The following is a 17,291-nucleotide window of genomic DNA, read 5'->3' as shown; positions in this document are numbered from 1 at the left end:
CGTCTCGCCCCTCAGTCAGTCATCCAGTTCAAGCGGCTCGATATCGAGCTCAAACTCCCTCGCCACCTGTTGGCACCAGCGGTTCAGGCGCCCGGCAGTCAGGTCTTCCTGCTGGTCTTCATCGATACCCAAACCGACAAAATAGTCACCGTCGGCGGTAACCGCCTTGGAGGCATCAAACTCGTAGCCCGACGTCGGCCACAGGCCGACAATTTCAGCCCCCCTGGCGACGATCACATCGTGCAGCATGCCCATGGCATCGAGGAAGTAATCGCCATAGCCAAACTGGTCCCCCAGGCCCACCAGCGCCACCGTCTTGCCGGTAAAATCAATGTCGCTGACATCACCCCAGAACTCTTCCCAGTCAGACTGGATCTGGCCAAAGTCCCAGGTGGGTATAGCGAGGATTATTTTGTCGTAATCGGCAAACTCCAATTGGGTCACGTCGGCGATATCGTAGACATCCACCCACTCCTCCCCAAAGCGCTGCTGTATACGCGCCGCCACGGTCTCGGTGTTGCCTTCGTCGCTGCCAAAAAACAGGCCAATAACTGCCACAGAACTGCCTCAAACGTATCATTTCAAACCGGGCGCCAATTCTCCCAGTTCTCTCCAGGAGGCGCAAGGGATGAGACCCGGGGGGTGCCGTCGAAGACGCAGGCGCACGCCGGTTATGAGAATCGATCAATGAGGGGGCGGGGGTAAAAACCAGGGGGATAAAACGAGGCAAAAAAAAGCCCGGCCTGCGACTTGGGGGAATCGCGTGTTCGCACTAGCGCACGAACGCTGGCCGGGCGGAGGGTCACTAACGGGAGAGTAATCGTTCACCTTTTCGAGGCCACCATGAAGACTCTCGAAAAATACTCTCTGCACCTGTTAGGCGCCTGCGCCGGGGCAAAGTTCCTGCTCTACAGGATAATAGTCGCTGAAAACAACATCTTTGTGCGCCGACACTTTTTACAGCAAAACTGCCCTCACCCGTTGTGTCTCTCGGAAAAGCCAGCTCAGTCCAGGCACACAGTACCGGAGAGGGCATATTCGTTGCTGTTGTTGTCGGAGCAAAAGCTGACCACACCCTCCGCGGTAATATTGTGTCGATCATTCGACAGCGACCTGAGCCGGCGTGTACCCGCGGCCTCGGAGATGGTTTCGGTGACATTAAATTCACAGTAGGCACCGGGTATACCGCCCTCCAGCTTGCCGGTGGGCACCAGTACCGCCTGGTCATTGCTAGTCTGCAAGCGTATCAGTGAGCCAAAAAACATGCTGTGATCCAGCGTGGTTACCGGCAAGCCGGTATTGGGATCAATGCTCTGGCTGGTGGTTTCACCAATAATCACCCCCGTTCGCTTGAAAAAAACTTCCCCTCCCACCCGGATTTTGAGTTTGACAAAGCCGCTCTGGGTGGTTTCGTTCAGGTTAACGGTTTTCACCCAACCACTCACCTGCCCGATAGCATCGCAATGCTCCCCTGCCAGCGCCACGCTTGGCAGAGCCGCCAGGCTGAACACTGTAGAGGGCAAAAACACTTGCAACAGCCTGCTTTTAACGGCCGCAAAGTAACGATTATTTTTCATAGTCTTAATATTTCCTTATTTTCAAAAAATGTACATTTTGTTTCATGTAACTGTCCTGATGACGATCTCCATCCTAGGAGCCTGTCGGACTTAGGTGCCCGTAGCGAGAGAAAGTCCGATTTGAGTCAGTTTTTAACCATTTTTGAGGCGAATAGTGGTTCTATTTAACGAGAAAATGGTTAAAAAATGGCCAAACTCGGCTTTTTCGCAGCAGGGCAACCCTAAGTCCGACAGGCTCCTAGTGGACCCCGGCTACTTAACCAAACTATTGCAACCATTACCACCCATGATCGCGCCAGCAGCGGCTTTATTGGCACCAAATACATTTTCGTGAAAATTGAAAAAGCGGTTGTCGCCACCCGATTGCAGCTTAATAATGGGTAAAGAATAGTTATAGCGAGGCCTCTGCTCGTGACACGCGCGCTGGAGTCATGCAAACTCCGCCCGCTGTCGCCGACTGGCGCGCACTCAATCACTCCTGCAAGGCACAAATACCGATAGCGGAAAGACAATGGCTACCAATAAACTACTGCTCGTTGACGATGACCAGGAACTCTGCCTGTTGCTGAAAGAGTACCTGCAAACAGAAGGTTTTGAGGTCAGCCTGGCACACGATGGCGGCAGCGGCGTGGAGCTCGCCAACCGCAGCAGCTTCGATGTCATTGTGCTGGACATCATGATGCCGGTAGTCAACGGCCTGGAGGCCTTGCGCAAGATACGCGAGCAGCAGCGCACACCGGTACTGATGCTCACCGCCAAGGGTGAAACCGTCGACCGCATCGTCGGCCTGGAGATGGGTGCGGATGATTATTTACCCAAACCCTGCAACCCCCGTGAACTGGTGGCCCGGCTGCGCGCTATCCTGCGCCGCAGTGACAACGCCGACACCCCGCCGCCACTGCCAGATGAGCTGCAAGTTGACGGCTTAAAGCTGCACACCAAAAGCCGCACGGCCTTTTTCAACGATGCCGCTATCCCGCTCACCGGGGCGGAATTTACCGTGCTCGAACTGCTGATGAGAGAGGCGGGAGAAGTTATCAGCAAGGAATCCCTGACCGAAAATGCCCTGAACCGGAAGCTGACTCCCTACGACCGCAGCATTGACGTTCACGTCAGCAATATTCGTAAAAAGCTGTCCAAACTGGGCGCCAACAAAGACCTTATCATCAATATCCGTGGCGCCGGCTATATGCTGACGCGACAGTAGCCCGCCCGAGGTGACCTGAGACTGTGCCCTTCATCAGCCGTACATACGTAAAGATTTTCCTGGTCTTCTGGCTGGTTACCATATTAACCCTGCTGGGCTCCAACCTGATTGTCCACTTTCTGGGGCTGGGGCCCGACAAGCACATAAGCCACAGCGAGAGCGACAGGCAGGGAGGAGCCGGCGGGCGCCTGTTGCGCGAGATTGTCAGCGATGCGGTCAACTACGATTACCACACGGTCAAGGAAGGCTTGCAGCGCATGCCCGCCTGGGCCTCGCGCTACTTCTATATTATCGATGACAACGGTAACGATCTGCTCGACCGGGACATTCCCGCCAGCGTGAAGCAATTCCTGCCCCAAATTAACTCCAGCGCGCCGTCGCTGAGATCGATCCAGGGCCAGGACAGCATGTTCGGCCGCCACTTTACTCTCAGTGACGGCGCCCAGTTGCGACTGGTGGTCATCTCTCCCCACGACGCCTTTCTGCGCTGGATGCTCTATTTCAATAACTTCTGGCATATCCTGCTGCTGAGCGTGATTATCAGTGGCGCGGCCTGTTTTTACCTGGCCCGCTTTATTACCCGCGACATCCAGAAGCTCAAGGAGGCGACCCAGCAAATCGCCCGCGGCAACTGGGATACCCGGGTCGCGGAAGAATTTTGCAATCGCCCCGGGGAAATGGCTGAGCTGGGTCGGGCGTTCGATAATATGGTGGTTAAATTACAGCGCACCATGGAAGAACAGCGCCGCCTGATCAAGGATGTCTCCCACGAGTTGCGCACCCCTCTGGCCCGCCTGCAAGTTGCACTGGCCATCGCCCAGCAGCGAGCCAACAGCGAAATTACCGGTGAGCTGGACCGCATCAAACGCTCGGCGGATTACCTCAACGATGTAATTTCCAATATCCTGTCGCTGCCCCTTACTGACCAGGACAGCTGGGAGCTGGATGACGTAGTGGAAATTTGCAGCCTGGTGTCAGTAATTATCGAAGTCTCCGAGAGCGATCTCAAGACCAAGAATATTTCACTAATCCGCAAAGACGATCTCAAGGAAGCGCTGATTCAAACCCGCTCCACCACCCTGGCCAGCGTCTTTGACAATGTCCTGCGCAACGCTATCCGCTACACCCCCCAGAACTCGACCATTAATGTATGCATGAGCAGGACAGCCAACGGTTACTGTCGGATCACCATCGCCGATCGTGGCCCGGGCATCGACCCGAAACACCTGGATGCCATCTTCGAACCGTTCTTTCGTACCGACGAAGCCCGCTGCCGCACAAAAGGCGGCTACGGACTGGGCCTGGCCATAGCCAAGCGCACGGTGGAACTGCACGGCGGCACCATCAAGGCGGAAATCAATCGCGCCGGCGGGCTGTCGGTCATTATTACCCTGCCGCTGTGCGATGAGAATATTGCCCTTATGGGCGACGATAATGAGGAGTTCACTGATCAAGATACGCCCGGTCATCGTAGGTCTTGACCAGTTCTGGCTTAAGCACGGTCAACACGGTAATCACGGCGCCATTGATAAAACCCTCGGGGAACATCATCAACAGGGTCAGGTAGTAGTAATCCACAACCTGCACCAGCAGGGGGCCGGGGCCCAACAGCCAGACATAAGCCAGGCTTGCCAAAGCCATCACTTGCACCGTCAGCATCGCCCCGAAAAAGCCGCCGCCGAGCATATAAACAAACAGGTTGCGCTGCGGAACCCGGTCGATGGCCCACAAAACACAGACCGCAGCGCCAGCCGGTAAAATAATGTTTAACAGGCATTGGGGCGGCAGCGCCAGCCATAGGCCGGAAAAAAGCCAGCAACCTGCCAGCAGCGCCAGGGTCGCCGCCAATATCGCCAAAGCCGCTCCAAACACCATGGTCAGCGCCATCAGCAGCAGGGGGTGCAAACCCAACAGGCCGCGTACACTCACCTGTAATTGCCAGAACAGCGCCAGGGCAACGATCGCCGCCAGCCACAAGTTGAGCCGTTCGCCGCGGGCCCACAGCTGTCGCCAGGGGGCCTTCAGCACACACAGCAGCAAAACCGGCAGCGACAGCGCTGCGGCTGGCCCCCAAAATCCCACTGCACCGGCAAAGTAAAATACCACCTGTTAGCTTCTCCCGCCCTGCCCCGGAGCCCGGCCACTGCGACCTGGTTAAAACGGGTGCTGCAGCTTTGTTGCAACAGTCACTGCGGCTTTGTTGCGACAGTCACTGCGAGTACGTCAAGAAGTTGCCGGCGGCAAGAAGTTGCCTGCGGAGTTGCCGCTCGAGCCGTCGACTTCTTGTCACCTGCGCCATGAAAATATTCTCAACAATATTAACCTATTGATTTATAAGAAGTTATTAATATCTTCTGCAATTGGCACACATTTCGCAATCGACCCTGTAACAGATTTCAAAGCGCCCCAACTCACCGGCAGATAATGCCCAATGGCCAGGACAGAATTATGGCGATAACCGCTGGCAATGGAAACAACGCCGTCTCGGCGAAAGACAACATAGCCATCTTAACCAATCCGGCGAGCTATGAAGAACACGCTGCAGCCCGCATCCGGCTTACCCAGGCGCTGCAAACCAGCCTCGACCTGACCACTGTGCTGGAAATTTTTCTCGAGCACGCCCGGGCCATAGTGCCGGTTGGCGGCCTGGTATACGGCAACGGCGCCTCAGAGAGCCGGGTCCAGCTCGGCATGGAATGTGCGCAAACCCTCAACTACCGCCTGCAGACCCCGCAGCAGGATATGGGGAACATCACCTTCAGCCGCCGCAAACGCTTCAACAAGCTGGAAATCGCGGCCCTGGAAAACCTGTTGTCGACCTTGATCTTTCCGTTGCGCAACGCCCTGCTCTACCGCCAGGCGGTACTTACTTCGCTGCTGGACCCCCTCACCTGCGTCGGCAATCGCCAGGCCATGGAGGAAGCGCTGGCGCGCGAGATCAGCCTCGCCCGCCGCCACCGGCAGCCGCTGTCCATGCTGGTGATCGACGTCGACCACTTTAAAAGCATCAATGATAACTACGGCCACAGCAGTGGCGACGATGTACTGCGCCTGCTGGCCAGCACCATTCGCACAATTGCACGCACCACCGACCTCACGTTTCGTTACGGTGGTGAGGAGTTTGTGCTGTTGCTCAACAAAACCGACGCCGAAGGCGCAGCGGTCATCGCCGAGCGAGTGCGCAGTCAAATTGAAGACTTGATAATTGGCACTGAACCGACCTGTATTCGCATCACCGCCAGCATCGGTGTCAGTAGCTGGCGCCGCGGTGAAAAGGGCGAGGATTTGTTTCGACGCGGCGACAGCGCCCTCTACCAGGCCAAGCGCGACGGCCGCAACCGGGTGGTAATCGCCAACTAGAACCTAAACTGGCTAACGATTGCGCCGGGGCCGACTGCCCTTGCCCGCCCGCAGGCGGCGCTGGTGCCGCTCCTGATCCACAGTTTTTTGCCGCGACGACGGCGCCGGCTTGGGCGCTTCCACTCCTGCGGTCAGGCACAGGTCGGCGATCTCCTTGTCGTTGAGCTCAATCCACTGCCCCACGCGCACATGGGAGGGAATAAAAATATTGCCGTAGCGCACGCGCTTCAGGCGGCTAACCTTGACCCCCTGGGACTCCCACAAACGCCGCACTTCGCGATTGCGCCCCTCCATGACCACGCAGTAGAACCAGCGGTTGCGCCCTTCTCCCGCGCCGTCAACGATATCGGTGAAGCGCGCCACGCCATCCTCAAGCAGCACACCGTCGCGCAACCTTTTCTTCATGTCGTCGTCGACATCACCCTGGATTCGCACCAGGTACTCGCGGTCGATCATGCTGGACGGATGCATCAGCTTGTTGGCCAGCTCTCCGTCATTGGTAAACAGCAACAATCCGCTGGTGTTGAAATCCAGGCGCCCGACCGAGATCCAGCGCTCACCGCTGACTTTTGGCAAGCGCTCGTAAACCGTGCGGCGGCCTTCCGGATCAGAGCGGGAACAGATTTCCCCCTCTGGCTTGTTATACAGCAACACCCGCACGGCACTCTTCTCTTCCGACTGCACTTTGATGCGCTTGCCGTCGAGCTGCAGAATATCCCCCTCTGCTACCCGGTCACCAAGTTTCGCGACCTCGCCGTTAACCTTGACCCGGCCCTCAGCGATAACCTTTTCCATTTCGCGGCGTGATCCCGCCCCCGTCCTGGCCAGAACCTTTTGAATTTTTTCATCTTTTTGCATAGTGGCGTTACGTCAAACTCTTAGCCGTTATCGGCAGTTGGTGCCAAAGCGTTGATCGCTGCAGCAGTGCTCTCACCCGGGGGAGCCTTTCTTTCACCGGTATCGGCACTATTTTCGTTAGTGCTGGCGCCCTCCCCGGTGTTGCTGGTGTCTTCTTCGCCAGCGCCGGCGGTATCGTCACCGGCAGTATCGGCACCGGCGGTATCGTCGCCAGCACTGTCCTCTTCCGAATCCATTTCCGGCTGCACTTTTGGCGCCGGCGAATTATCAGCCAGGGAACTTTCTATTTGCAGATCCAGTTCACTGTTGAGCTCATCCAGATCCCTGATTTCACTCAGGGTCGGCAGCTCATCCAGGCTCTTCAGGTTGAAATAGTCCAGAAAGTGCCGGGTGGTAGCGTACAGGGACGGGCGACCGGGAACATCGCGCTGCCCCACCACCTTGACCCACTCCCTCTCCACCAGGGTCTTGATAATGTGGGAGCTGACCGCCACCCCGCGAATTTCCTCGATATCGCCGCGAGTAATAGGCTGGCGATAGGCAATCAGGGCCAGGGTTTCCAGCAGGGCACGGGAATACTTTTGCGGCTTCTCCTCCCACAGGCGATTCACCCAGGGAGCGGTTTCCGCCCTTACCTGAAAGCGCCAGCCACTGGCCACCTCGGCCAGTTCGTAACCGCGGTCGCGACAATCGGCCTGGATATCTTCCAGCACCGACTGTATATCGTCTTTCTCCGGCACTTCGTCGTCGCCTTCAAACAATAGCAGCAGCCGCTCGCGGGACAGGGGCTGCCCCGCCGCCAGCAGTGCGCCTTCGATGATTTGCCGCAATTTGTCTCTGTCAATATTCATTCTTACCTGCAGTTACCTCTCGCCTGGCACACTGCACTAGCTTCGAGCCTTGACATGAATGGGACCAAAGCTTTCACTTTGCACAATTTCCACCAACTGTTCCTTGATCAGTTCCATAACCGCCAGAAACGTCACCACCACACCGAGCCGCCCCTCAGCGACGATAAACAAACTGACAAAAGGTACGAACTGCCTGCCTTTCAAGGTATCCAGCACCTGCGCCATGCGCTCGCGGGTAGATAGCTTTTCCTTTTCGACGTGGTGACTCTCAAACATGTCAGCGCGCCGCAACACTTCACCCAGCGCCAGCAGCAGCTCGCGGATATCCACCTCCGGATCCGGCCGGGTCAAATTGCGATCCGGCGCCAGGGCGTTGGCCTGGTGAATCTCGCGTCCGAGCCGCGGTATCTGGTCGATATCTTCAGCCGCCTGCTTGAAGCGCTCGTACTCCTGCAGCCGACGAATCAATTGGGCCCGGGGGTCCTCTTCGTCCTCGACTTCTTCACTGCTGCGCGGCAGCAGCATGCGCGACTTTATTTCCGCCAGCATCGCCGCCATCACCAGGTATTCCGCCGCCAGCTCAAACTGCATGGCCTCCATCAGCTCCACATAGCGGACATACTGATGGGTGATCTGGGACACATTGATATCGAGGATATCAATGTTTTGCCGGCGGATCAGGTAGAGCAACAGGTCCAGCGGCCCTTCGAACGCCTCGAGAATGACTTCCAGTGCGTCCGGCGGAATATAGAGATCCTTGGGCAGCTGGGTAAACGCCTTGCCATGCACGATGGCAAACGGCATTTCAGCCTGGCGCGGGGCCTTGCCCTGGCCACTGCTGCCAGCGTCACTACTGGCATTATCTGCAGTTGACGGCGCCGGGTCGGCGGCCTGCCGGGCGTCTGTCTCGTCCTGGATAATGGCCTCAGCCTCACTGTTCACGGCAATACCTTTATGAGTGTTCTGCAATTCCGCACTTATGTACAATTCTGCTTCCGGCGCGGCGCTGATTTATCTGCTCTCCGGACCATGCGTCGCCCGGGCAGCGCCGGGCAACGGCAATCGCCCCGATCGACAAGCGACCCATAGAGAACTGGCGGCGAGTAGCCGACAGCGGTGGACAGGCGCGGGGATTAACTGGCAGCAAACCGCGGATTATAGCGAGTTATGGCAAGTCAAGACAGCAGAAACGCACGCGCTTTGCACTCAGGAGAGAAAGTCACTGGCATCACCCAGCCCCTGCCGCACCAGCTCCGGGGCATCCCCGGTCAAATCGATCACCGTGGTCGGGTCCAGGCCGCAATAGCCGCCATCGATAACCAGGTCGAGCTGGTGTTGCAGGGTCTCGCGAATATCGTAGGGGTCGGTCAGCGGGTACTCTTCCCCCGGCAGCAGCAGCGAACTGGTCATCAACGGCTCCCCCAACTCCTCCAGCAGCGCCAGCGCAATGGGGTTGTTGGGCACGCGCATGCCGATGGTTTTGCGCTTGGGGTGAAGCATGCGTTTGGGCACTTCGGAGGTCGCCTCGAGGATAAAAGTAAACGGCCCCGGCGTGTGAACTTTGAGCAGGCGGAAGGTCTGGTTGTCGACTCGAGCGTAGGTGGCCAATTCAGACAGGTCGCGACAGACCAGGGTAAAATTGTGGTTCTTATCCAGCTTGCGAATCCCGCGAATACGATCCAGCGCGGTTTTATCACCGATGTGGCAGCCCAGCGCATAGGCGGAATCCGTGGGGTAAGCCACCAGTCCTCCGGCGCGAATAATATCAACCGCCTGCCTGATCAGGCGGGCTTGCGGGTTCTCTGGATGAATCTGGAAAAACTGGGCCACTATTGTCCTCGATATCGGCCATAACCCCGGGGCAGTTGGCCGCAAAATTGAATCGTAATTGTGCCGCGACAATAGCGCGGGAAAAGCTGCGGCACAACCGGGAAATTAGCGATAGCGCCAATATTTGCTTATTTAACGCCATTTGACCAACCAGCGTCTTTTGACCACTAACCAGCGTCTTTTGACCACTAAGTAGACGCCGTAAAGTCGACTCAGGCCCAGCAAGTCCATACCGGCTCACAGCTGGCGGGCAGGGGTTCGAAGCGGCCGAGATCCTGCCAGGCCTGCGCGGGGTCGTGAAAGTCGCTACCACAGGAGGCGTACAAACCGAACTCAGCGGCCAACTGCGCCATCGACCTGGTCACATCCGGCGCCTGCCGACCACTGACCACCTCCATCGCCTGTCCGCCTGCGGCCCGGAACTCGGTCAGTAAACGCCGCAGCTTGGAGCGCGTCATTTTGTATTTTTCCGGGTGCGCCAGCACTGCCACGCCGCCCGCGGCATTGATCCACTCCACCGCCCGGGCTACAGGAGGCCACAGCTGTTTAACATCGCCGGGCTTACCCGCCCCCAGATAGCGCTTGAACGCCGCGCTGGTGTTCGGCACCAGGCCGCGATTGACCAGCAATTGGGCAAAGTGGGGCCGACCGATGGCGCCAATGCCGGCAATCTCCTGCGCGCCAGCCAGGGCGTCGGCAATTCCCAGCCGCGCCAATCGCTCGGCAATCATCGCCGCACGCGCCACTCGCGCCTGGCCCTGTTCCTCGATGGCAGCCAGCAGCACGTCGCTGCCAGTGTCGAAATTCAGCCCCACCACGTGCACACCCACCCCATCCCACAAGCAGGACAGCTCGATACCATTGATGAATTGCATATCGAGGGCTGCTGCTGCGACCCTGGCTTCCGCCAGGCCACTGATGCTATCGTGATCGGTAATTGCCAAAGTTGTCACACCATTCTCTTTTGCTCTCGACACCACCGCCTGAGGACGTAAAATACCATCTGAATGAAGACTGTGAGAATGAAGGTCAAACAAAGGACTGTCCTTTTTATCGATTAGCGCCATTAGTGCCGGGAAGTGGCTATAATGGCAGCTGCCATGGCGATTCGCCATGAATTATTGCCGCTTGTGCGGGCCAAAAGGCCCATTGAGCTTAAGCCGTTGGCATTAATCGGCCGGTTTAACCATTTAACTATCAACGATTTATCCATCAACCCTATAACCACCAACAAGCTGGCACGCCAGTCCCGTTGTTACCCTCGAGCCCATCCATGACCCAAACTGCCAATCAACCCAAGCGCGAAAGCCTGTTGTTGAACCTGTTGTTGAACATAATTATTCCCACCGTCATCCTCACCAAGTTCAGTGGTGACAACTATCTCGGCACCAAGTGGAGCATTGTAATCGCCCTTGCGTTTCCCATTCTCTACGGGTTGAACGACTTTCGCCGCACGGGCAAATTGAACCTGTTTTCCGCGCTCGGCGTCATCAGCATCTTTCTTACCGGTGGCATTAGCTTGCTGGAACTGGATCCCAAATATATCGCCTTTAAGGAAGCAGGCATTCCCGCCCTGTTTGGACTGGCCACCCTGATCTCACTGAAAACCCGCTATCCGCTGGTGCGCACATTTCTCTACAACGATAAAATCCTGCAGATCGACAAGGTTGCCCAGGCCCTGGCCCGAGAGGGCACTGAAGTAGAGTTTAATGCCGCCCTGAAGAACGCCTCCTACCTGGTGGCCATGTCGTTCTTCCTGTCCTCGGCCCTGAATTACGGCCTGGCCAAATATCTGCTGGTGAGCCCGCCCGGCACAGAGCAGTTCAACGCCGAATTGGGAAAAATGACCGCCCTCAGCTTTCCGGTGATCGCCATACCGGCCACCGCGGTGATGATGTTTGCATTGTTTTACCTGTTCAAAAAAATTAAGGTACTCACCCATCTCGATCTGGATGACATCCTGATCCACCAATAACCCTGTCTGACCACACCCTCTTTGGAAATCTGTACACTATGTTCTATGCCATTATTAGCCAGGACGTCGACGACAGCTTGCCACTGCGCAAGCCGGCCCGCGCCGCCCACATTGCTCGCCTGGAAGCACTCAAGCAGGAGGGGCGTTTGCTGGTTGCCGGCCCGCACCCGGCCATCGACAGTGAAGATCCGGGTGAAGCCGGCTTTACCGGCAGCCTGGTGGTGGCCGAATTTGATTCGCTGCAGGCGGCCCGCCAGTGGGCCGACGAAGACCCATACGTCGCCGCGGGTGCCTACGCGCAGGTAACCGTCAAACCCTACAAGGTGGTCCTGCCATGAATGTCACTGCCACCGCGATGGCTTTATTTACAGAAAAGAACCGAGCGGCAATTATGTCCACTGCTCGACCCGCTCAAACTTGATTACCCAGGAATTGCGAGTGAAAATTTTTCCCGTTCTGTTTGCCCTTACAATACTGCTAGGCTTCGCTCAAACCGGCCTTGCGGAACAAAAGGTTTGGGTTGCCGACTCCATGTACCTGCCGCTGCGCAGCGGCGAGGGCAACCAGTATCGCATCATTGCCAACCTGAAAACGGGCACCAGCCTGACACTGCTGTCACCCGACCCGAACAGTGAATGGGTCGAGGTCAGGACCAACGGCGGCACCACCGGTTTTGTGCTCAGCCAACACCTTCGCGACACCCCCATTGCCGCCGAGCAACTGGAAGCTGCGAGGAAGGAATTGGCCGCCCTGCGCAGCGACTACGCCGCTCTCAAGTTGCAACTGCAGCAGTACAAGGGTGAGGGCAACGAGTTAAGCCAGGCCCTGCAAAAGAGCGAGCAACAAGCCAGCACACTGCAGCAGGAATACGACGAGTTAAAACGCATTTCAGAGAGCGCGGTAAACTTGCACCAGCGGCACAAGGAGATGCTGCACAACTACGACCTGTTGAAAACAGAGTTGGATGTCCTCAAGGCCAGGAACGCGCGCTTGCAGAGCGACGCTCGCAACACCTTTTTTCTCTACGGAGCCGGGGCGGTATTGCTCGGTGTCCTGATTGCCCTGACCGCCCCGCACCTGAGACGCCGCAAGCGCTTTTCCGAGTGGGCCAACTGAACTTGACTGGGCCCGGCAGCGCCAGGAAACTGATATTATGACCTGCATACGCAACACCCTGCTCACCCTGACACTGGTTTTTTGCAGTCTTGGCGGCAATTGTTTCGCTGCCGCCGACGCCGCGACCGTGGCGCCGGGCACGCCACCGCGAGTCCTGTTAAAGACAGACCTGGGCAACATCACCCTGGAACTGTTTGCCGACAAGGCACCAGCCACTGTCGCCAATTTTCTCCAGTACTGCCGCGAGGGATTTTACGTTGGCACCATCTTCCACCGGGTAATCCCCGGTTTTGTGGTGCAGGGCGGCGGACTCACGTTTGACTACGTGCGCAAGGAAACTCGCGACCCGGTGGTCAATGAGTCGGGCAATGGCCTGCGCAATCGCACGGGTACGGTGGCTATGGCCCGCCTCGGCGACCCGGACAGCGCCACTTCCCAGTTCTACATCAACCTCAGGGACAACAAACACCTGGACCCGGACAAGGACAAAGCCGGCTACACCGTATTCGGACAGGTACTCGAAGGCATGGACGTGGTCAGGAAAATCACCGAGGAGCCGCAGGGCAAATACCAGGACCAGGCTCCGGACTTGCCGGTGCGTATCCTGGCCGTCACAATCCTATAACCCGCCACTCACCGACAAGGTATGCCATGCCCAGCCAGCCCGCTACGGCGCTCAGCGTCAACCTGAACAAAATAGCCCTGCTGCGCAACTCGCGCGAGGGCAATTACCCCAGCGTTCTCCAGCACGCCCAGATTTGCCTGGATGCCGGGGCCGACGGTATAACCGTTCACCCCCGCCCCGACCAGCGCCACATTCGCCCCCACGACGTGACCGAGCTGGCGGACATGATCCGCCCCCTGAAGGACATCGAATTCAATGTCGAGGGCAACCCGTTTGCCGGCCGTCACGGCAGCTACCCGGGGTTTATGGCATTGGTGCAAAGCAGCCGCCCCGACCAGTGCACCCTGGTGCCAGACAGCGATGAACAACTGACCTCGGATCACGGCTTTGATTTAATCCAGTCCGGCGCCAGGCTGGCACCGATCATCGCCGAGCTGCACGCCCTCGGTTGTCGCGTCAGCCTGTTTATGGACCCGCTGCCGGAACAAATTGAACTGGCCAAACAGGTGGGAGCCGATCGCATCGAACTCTATACCGGGCCCTACGCCGCGGCATTTTTACAGCGCGCGCCCAACCTGGACGAGCTGTTTGAGCAGTACTGCCTGGCGGCGCAAACCGCCAGCGCCCTCGGCCTCGGCGTCAACGCCGGTCACGACCTCAACCTGCTCAACCTGCCGCGCTTTCGCCGGCTTCCCGGCCTGCTGGAAGTCTCCATTGGCCACGCCCTGACGGTAGACTCGCTGGCGCTGGGCATGAGCACCGCAGTGCAGCGCTACAAGGCCATTTGCTGTAGCTGAGCGGCCACTTATCCACGCCCCGGTGCTGTTATGTTAACCCTCAATATAATCGGCTGCGGCAACCTCGGCCGCACTCTCGCCCGCCTCTGGCACCAGCAGCAGCAATTCCAGATCCGCGACCTTGTCACCGCCAGCCCGGCCAGCGCCAGCCGCGCCTGCGAGTTTATCGGCGCCGGCCGGCCGCGGTCGGACCTCACCGCAATGGCGGCTGCCGACTGCTGGCTGCTGGCCACACCGGACGATGCCATTGCCGCCACCGCCGCCCGCCTCGCCGAGAGCGGCCTGGTCAGCGCCAACAGCATCGTCTTCCACTGCAGTGGTTCCCTGGCCAGCGACACCCTCGCCCCCCTGGCCGGCAGCACTGCCCACTTGGCCAGCATTCACCCGGTGCACACTTTTGCCGTGCCCGCGGAATCTGTCACCCGGTTTGCCGGAACCTACTGCGCTTACGAAGGCGAGCCAGTGGCGCTGGCCGGATTGCTACCCGCGTTCAAGGGCATTGGCGCAGAACTGATTGCCATTGAGGCGGCCACCAAGATTCACTACCACGCCGCCTCGGTCATGGCCTGCAACTACCTGGTCGCCCTGCTGGACGCCAGCCTGGAATGCTACGCCAACGCCGGCATCGACGCGGCAACCGCCAGCAAGATGTTGCTGCCCATTGTCCACCAGACCGTGGACAACAGCCTGCTGCAATCGCCGCAACGTGCGCTGACCGGGCCCATTGCTCGCGCCGACGGCAACACGGTCGAGCGACAACTGCAGGCGTTAACAGGCAAATCGGAATTGCTGGCCAACCTTTACCGACAACTGGGATTACAGACGCTGCAAGTAGCCCGCCGGCGCACCAGCGCCAGCCCGCAGCTGGATAAAATCGAGCAATTGCTGCGCGCGCCGGCCCCGGCTTACAGCAATAAACCCGGCTAAAGCCGTTATACTGGGCGCCGATTGAGCGCGGAGTAAGACATTGAAAAACAGCCCCAAGGATCGAGACAGCGACGACTACCTGCAGAAAAAAGCCTTTTTTAACCAGCTGCTGACCGTCTATGGACGCAAGCCGGTGCTGGAAGCATTACAGGACAGCAATACCCGGGTCTACCGGCTGCACCTGGCCGACAGCAACCGCTCGGCGGCCATTATTGACGAGATAATCGAGCTGGCGAAAAGCAAAAATGCCGAGCTGGTGTATCACGACCGCAAGGCGCTGGCGCGAATCTCCCGCAACAGCAAACAGGACCAGGGGGTGGCCGTCGACCTGATCTGCCGCGGTTACCAGGATTACCGGGATTTTCTCGCCTCCCCTCCCGCCCACGACTACGACATCATCGCCCTCGACCGCATCACCAACCCGCAAAACCTCGGTATGATCATTCGCTCGGTCTGTGCCGGCGGCAGTCGCGCCCTGTTGCTGCCGGACAATGGCTGCGCCAAACTGGATGCGCTGGTGATCAAAGCCAGTGCCGGCACCCTGTTTCGCGCCTCGATCCTGCGCTGCCAGGACCTGACCCGGGCGCTGGCTGACTTTCGGCAACGGGGCTGTCGCATTTACGGCCTCTCCTCCCACGCACCGACGCAGCTGGCGGACTTGCCGGGGGAAGGTTGCAATGTGTTTGTGCTGGGCAATGAAACCGAGGGGGTTTCCGCCGAGGTTGCCGCGCAGTGCAACCAACTGCTGTCCATCCCCATGAATAACGGGGTCGAATCCCTGAATGTGGCGGTGACCGCCAGTTTGCTGGCTTTTCGCAAAATGCTGTGAGGGGCAGCTGGCTGGGCGCGCCTAGTGTTGCGGCACCCGCCACAGGGCGGTGGAGCGCAGATACGCGGCAAACAGCAGCAGGCTGACCGAGCCACTCAATAAAAAAAGAAACTGGCTGCCGTGCCAGTGCATCAAGTAGCCACAGGCCAGTGCGCCCAGGGGAGCACTCCCCAGCAGGGCCAGGAAATAGAGCGAAAGCACCCGGCCACGAAACTCATCCGCCACCTGTTGTTGCAGCAGGGCCTTGCCCATATTGGTTGACACCCCGGCCACCACACCCCAGGCAAACACCAGCAGCGCCAGGCCGGTGGCCGTCGGCCGGGCCGCCAGGGCCAGCATGATCAGGCCCGAATAGAGCAGGCAAAACAACAGCGAGCGCCCCGGTTGCTCCACCGTACCGCGGCGCAACAGTGCCACGGCAGAGACGATACTGCCGACCACGAACAACAATTGCAGGACAGAAAAAAACGCCGCATCCCCGGCGTAGACATCCCTTACCAGCAGCGGCATCGCCACCAGGTAAACCCCGAGGTGGGTAAACCCGTTAAAAGCCACCAACAGGATCAAGTGGCGCAGCACCCGCTGCCGGCGGATATAACGCAAGCCGCGCCCTATGCCCGGCTCGGGCGAGTGGCCCGCAGCTGTCGCCGGGGCTGCGACAGCTGCGGGTAAACCGCGCAATATTGGCCGGCACAACAGCGCCGCAGCCAGCAGGCAAACGCCCTGTAGCAGCAGGACCTGTGACAAGCCCAGCCGATCCATCTGCCCCGCCACTGCCACTCCCAGCGCCTGGCAGGTGTAGACGCACATGCTGACCATAACCACTCCGTGCTGGACTGTGTGGCTGGAACGGCGCTCGACCAGCAGCGGCAGCAAGCGATCCCGCAGCGGCTGCAACAGGGCGTAGCCAACCCCCAGCAGGGCACCATAAAACAGCAGTACAGGCAACAGCAAGGCATCCGCAGCTATCACTGCCAATATCCCCAGGTGGCACAGCATCATACCCAGGTAGATCCACGGCAAGTACCCCGCACTGCCGCGGCGGTCGGCAAAGGCGCCGCTCCACAGCAACAGCAGTGCCCCGGGGATCAAATTGGCCGCCTGGACCCAGCCCACTTGCTCGCCGGAGAGCCCCAGCTGGCCAGTGGCCAGCCACGGGATCAGGACCAGCTGAATGCCGGTCGCCAGGGACGCAAAGCCGATAACGAGCAGGTAGAGTATAAAATCGCGGTGCAAGACTGGCCTCTGGGCAAAGCGGCAATGGTAGTGCAAAAAGGGAATGCCGGAAATGGCGGGATTGATGTAGCCACGCGCTCCCAGCAACTGCAGCGCGCCAGCA

19 protein-coding genes are annotated in these 17,291 nt (G+C 58.6%); 10 read left to right on the top strand and 9 right to left on the bottom strand.

What is annotated here, in order from left to right; genetic code table 11:
* Positions 1 to 15: 15 nt before the first annotated feature.
* A complete protein-coding gene (locus G8764_RS09280) occupies positions 16 to 558 on the bottom strand; it encodes a flavodoxin (RefSeq protein WP_166164343.1) in 543 nt (180 codons plus the stop codon).
* Between the two features lie 446 nt (positions 559 to 1,004).
* Positions 1,005 to 1,577 carry a hypothetical protein gene (locus G8764_RS09275; RefSeq protein WP_166164342.1) on the bottom strand — a complete coding sequence of 191 codons (573 nt, stop codon included), beginning with the start codon at positions 1,575 to 1,577 and terminating at the stop codon, positions 1,005 to 1,007.
* A gap of 511 nt (positions 1,578 to 2,088) precedes the next feature.
* Here G8764_RS09275 and G8764_RS09270 point away from each other — a divergent pair.
* Positions 2,089 to 2,784: a response regulator transcription factor gene (locus G8764_RS09270; RefSeq protein WP_166164341.1), complete on the top strand. Its 696-nt coding sequence runs from the start codon at positions 2,089 to 2,091 to the stop codon at positions 2,782 to 2,784.
* Between the two features lie 23 nt (positions 2,785 to 2,807).
* Positions 2,808 to 4,265 (top strand): ATP-binding protein, encoded by a 1,458-nt coding sequence (locus G8764_RS09265; RefSeq protein ID WP_166164340.1) that lies wholly within the window; start codon positions 2,808 to 2,810, stop codon positions 4,263 to 4,265.
* Here the strand turns inward: G8764_RS09265 and G8764_RS09260 are convergent.
* A complete protein-coding gene (locus G8764_RS09260) occupies positions 4,228 to 4,890 on the bottom strand; it encodes an energy-coupling factor ABC transporter permease (RefSeq protein WP_166164339.1) in 663 nt (220 codons plus the stop codon). The genes G8764_RS09265 and G8764_RS09260 overlap by 38 nt on opposite strands.
* Before the next feature lie 342 nt (positions 4,891 to 5,232).
* Between G8764_RS09260 and G8764_RS09255 the strand changes: the two genes are divergently transcribed.
* Positions 5,233 to 6,144, top strand: coding sequence for a GGDEF domain-containing protein (locus G8764_RS09255; RefSeq protein WP_166164338.1), 912 nt, complete (start codon positions 5,233 to 5,235; stop codon positions 6,142 to 6,144).
* A gap of 12 nt (positions 6,145 to 6,156) precedes the next feature.
* On the opposite strand, the gene rluB is transcribed toward G8764_RS09255, so the two are convergent.
* The 5 genes from rluB to G8764_RS09230 all read right to left on the bottom strand — a co-directional run bounded on the left by rluB (position 6,157) and on the right by G8764_RS09230 (position 10,750).
* Positions 6,157 to 7,002, bottom strand: a complete 846-nt coding sequence (gene rluB / locus G8764_RS09250; RefSeq protein WP_166164337.1) for a 23S rRNA pseudouridine(2605) synthase RluB — start codon at positions 7,000 to 7,002, stop codon at positions 6,157 to 6,159.
* Positions 7,003 to 7,022: 20 nt separating this feature from the next.
* Positions 7,023 to 7,853: an SMC-Scp complex subunit ScpB gene (gene scpB / locus G8764_RS09245; RefSeq protein WP_243748695.1), complete on the bottom strand. Its 831-nt coding sequence runs from the start codon at positions 7,851 to 7,853 to the stop codon at positions 7,023 to 7,025.
* A gap of 36 nt (positions 7,854 to 7,889) precedes the next feature.
* Entirely contained in the window at positions 7,890 to 8,795 is a 906-nt protein-coding gene (locus tag G8764_RS09240) for a segregation and condensation protein A (protein ID WP_341806347.1), read from the bottom strand.
* Positions 8,796 to 9,059: 264 nt separating this feature from the next.
* Positions 9,060 to 9,683 carry an L-threonylcarbamoyladenylate synthase gene (locus tag G8764_RS09235; protein ID WP_166164336.1) on the bottom strand — a complete coding sequence of 208 codons (624 nt, stop codon included), beginning with the start codon at positions 9,681 to 9,683 and terminating at the stop codon, positions 9,060 to 9,062.
* Between the two features lie 212 nt (positions 9,684 to 9,895).
* Positions 9,896 to 10,750, bottom strand: a complete 855-nt coding sequence (locus G8764_RS09230; RefSeq protein ID WP_166164519.1) for a PHP domain-containing protein — start codon at positions 10,748 to 10,750, stop codon at positions 9,896 to 9,898.
* A gap of 206 nt (positions 10,751 to 10,956) precedes the next feature.
* Here G8764_RS09230 and G8764_RS09225 point away from each other — a divergent pair, with 206 nt between their 5' ends.
* The 7 genes from G8764_RS09225 (at position 10,957) to G8764_RS09195 (ending at position 15,952) form a co-directional block, all read left to right on the top strand.
* A complete protein-coding gene (locus tag G8764_RS09225) occupies positions 10,957 to 11,658 on the top strand; it encodes a VC0807 family protein (RefSeq protein ID WP_166164335.1) in 702 nt (233 codons plus the stop codon).
* 38 nt (positions 11,659 to 11,696) lie between these two features.
* Complete coding sequence (locus tag G8764_RS09220; RefSeq protein WP_166164334.1) at positions 11,697 to 11,996, top strand: YciI family protein; 300 nt, start codon at positions 11,697 to 11,699, stop codon at positions 11,994 to 11,996.
* Between the two features lie 100 nt (positions 11,997 to 12,096).
* On the top strand, positions 12,097 to 12,774 hold the full coding sequence (locus G8764_RS09215; RefSeq protein WP_166164333.1) for a TIGR04211 family SH3 domain-containing protein: 678 nt from the start codon (positions 12,097 to 12,099) through the stop codon (positions 12,772 to 12,774).
* A 37-nt stretch (positions 12,775 to 12,811) separates the two neighbouring features.
* The gene (locus tag G8764_RS09210) at positions 12,812 to 13,399 is read left to right on the top strand and encodes a peptidylprolyl isomerase (protein ID WP_166164332.1); all 588 of its coding nucleotides are present in this window, start codon (positions 12,812 to 12,814) and stop codon (positions 13,397 to 13,399) included.
* Between the two features lie 26 nt (positions 13,400 to 13,425).
* The gene (locus tag G8764_RS09205; RefSeq protein WP_166164331.1) at positions 13,426 to 14,196 is read left to right on the top strand and encodes a pyridoxine 5'-phosphate synthase; all 771 of its coding nucleotides are present in this window, start codon (positions 13,426 to 13,428) and stop codon (positions 14,194 to 14,196) included.
* A 30-nt stretch (positions 14,197 to 14,226) separates the two neighbouring features.
* A complete protein-coding gene (locus tag G8764_RS09200; RefSeq protein WP_166164330.1) occupies positions 14,227 to 15,123 on the top strand; it encodes a Rossmann-like and DUF2520 domain-containing protein in 897 nt (298 codons plus the stop codon).
* 40 nt (positions 15,124 to 15,163) lie between these two features.
* Positions 15,164 to 15,952, top strand: coding sequence for a TrmH family RNA methyltransferase (locus G8764_RS09195; protein WP_166164329.1), 789 nt, complete (start codon positions 15,164 to 15,166; stop codon positions 15,950 to 15,952).
* 21 nt (positions 15,953 to 15,973) lie between these two features.
* Here the strand turns inward: G8764_RS09195 and G8764_RS09190 are convergent, their stop codons facing one another.
* A complete protein-coding gene (locus G8764_RS09190) occupies positions 15,974 to 17,275 on the bottom strand; it encodes an MFS transporter (protein WP_166164328.1) in 1,302 nt (433 codons plus the stop codon).
* Positions 17,276 to 17,291: the final 16 nt, after the last annotated feature.

This window comes from Pseudomaricurvus alcaniphilus (genome assembly GCF_011440395.1).
In the GTDB taxonomy this organism is placed as follows: Bacteria; Pseudomonadota; Gammaproteobacteria; order Pseudomonadales; family Cellvibrionaceae; genus Pseudomaricurvus; species Pseudomaricurvus alcaniphilus.
The sequence above is the reverse complement of the archived record's forward strand: the minus strand, read 5'-3'. Positions and strand labels throughout refer to the sequence as shown.

Bases quoted from the DNA above. Each gene is read 5' to 3' on its own strand.
- G8764_RS09270 (WP_166164341.1), top strand. From the start codon at position 2,089: ATGGCTACCAATAAACTACTGCTCGTTGACGATGACCAGGAACTCTGC.
- scpB (WP_243748695.1), bottom strand. From the start codon at position 7,853: ATGAATATTGACAGAGACAAATTGCGGCAAATCATCGAAGGCGCACTG.
- G8764_RS09200 (WP_166164330.1), top strand. From the start codon at position 14,227: ATGTTAACCCTCAATATAATCGGCTGCGGCAACCTCGGCCGCACTCTC.
- G8764_RS09275 (WP_166164342.1), bottom strand. From the start codon at position 1,577: ATGAAAAATAATCGTTACTTTGCGGCCGTTAAAAGCAGGCTGTTGCAA.
- G8764_RS09210 (WP_166164332.1), top strand. From the start codon at position 12,812: ATGACCTGCATACGCAACACCCTGCTCACCCTGACACTGGTTTTTTGC.
- G8764_RS09205 (WP_166164331.1), top strand. From the start codon at position 13,426: ATGCCCAGCCAGCCCGCTACGGCGCTCAGCGTCAACCTGAACAAAATA.
- G8764_RS09225 (WP_166164335.1), top strand. From the start codon at position 10,957: ATGACCCAAACTGCCAATCAACCCAAGCGCGAAAGCCTGTTGTTGAAC.
- rluB (WP_166164337.1), bottom strand. From the start codon at position 7,002: ATGCAAAAAGATGAAAAAATTCAAAAGGTTCTGGCCAGGACGGGGGCG.
- G8764_RS09230 (WP_166164519.1), bottom strand. From the start codon at position 10,750: ATGGCGCTAATCGATAAAAAGGACAGTCCTTTGTTTGACCTTCATTCT.
- G8764_RS09220 (WP_166164334.1), top strand. From the start codon at position 11,697: ATGTTCTATGCCATTATTAGCCAGGACGTCGACGACAGCTTGCCACTG.
- G8764_RS09255 (WP_166164338.1), top strand. From the start codon at position 5,233: ATGGCGATAACCGCTGGCAATGGAAACAACGCCGTCTCGGCGAAAGAC.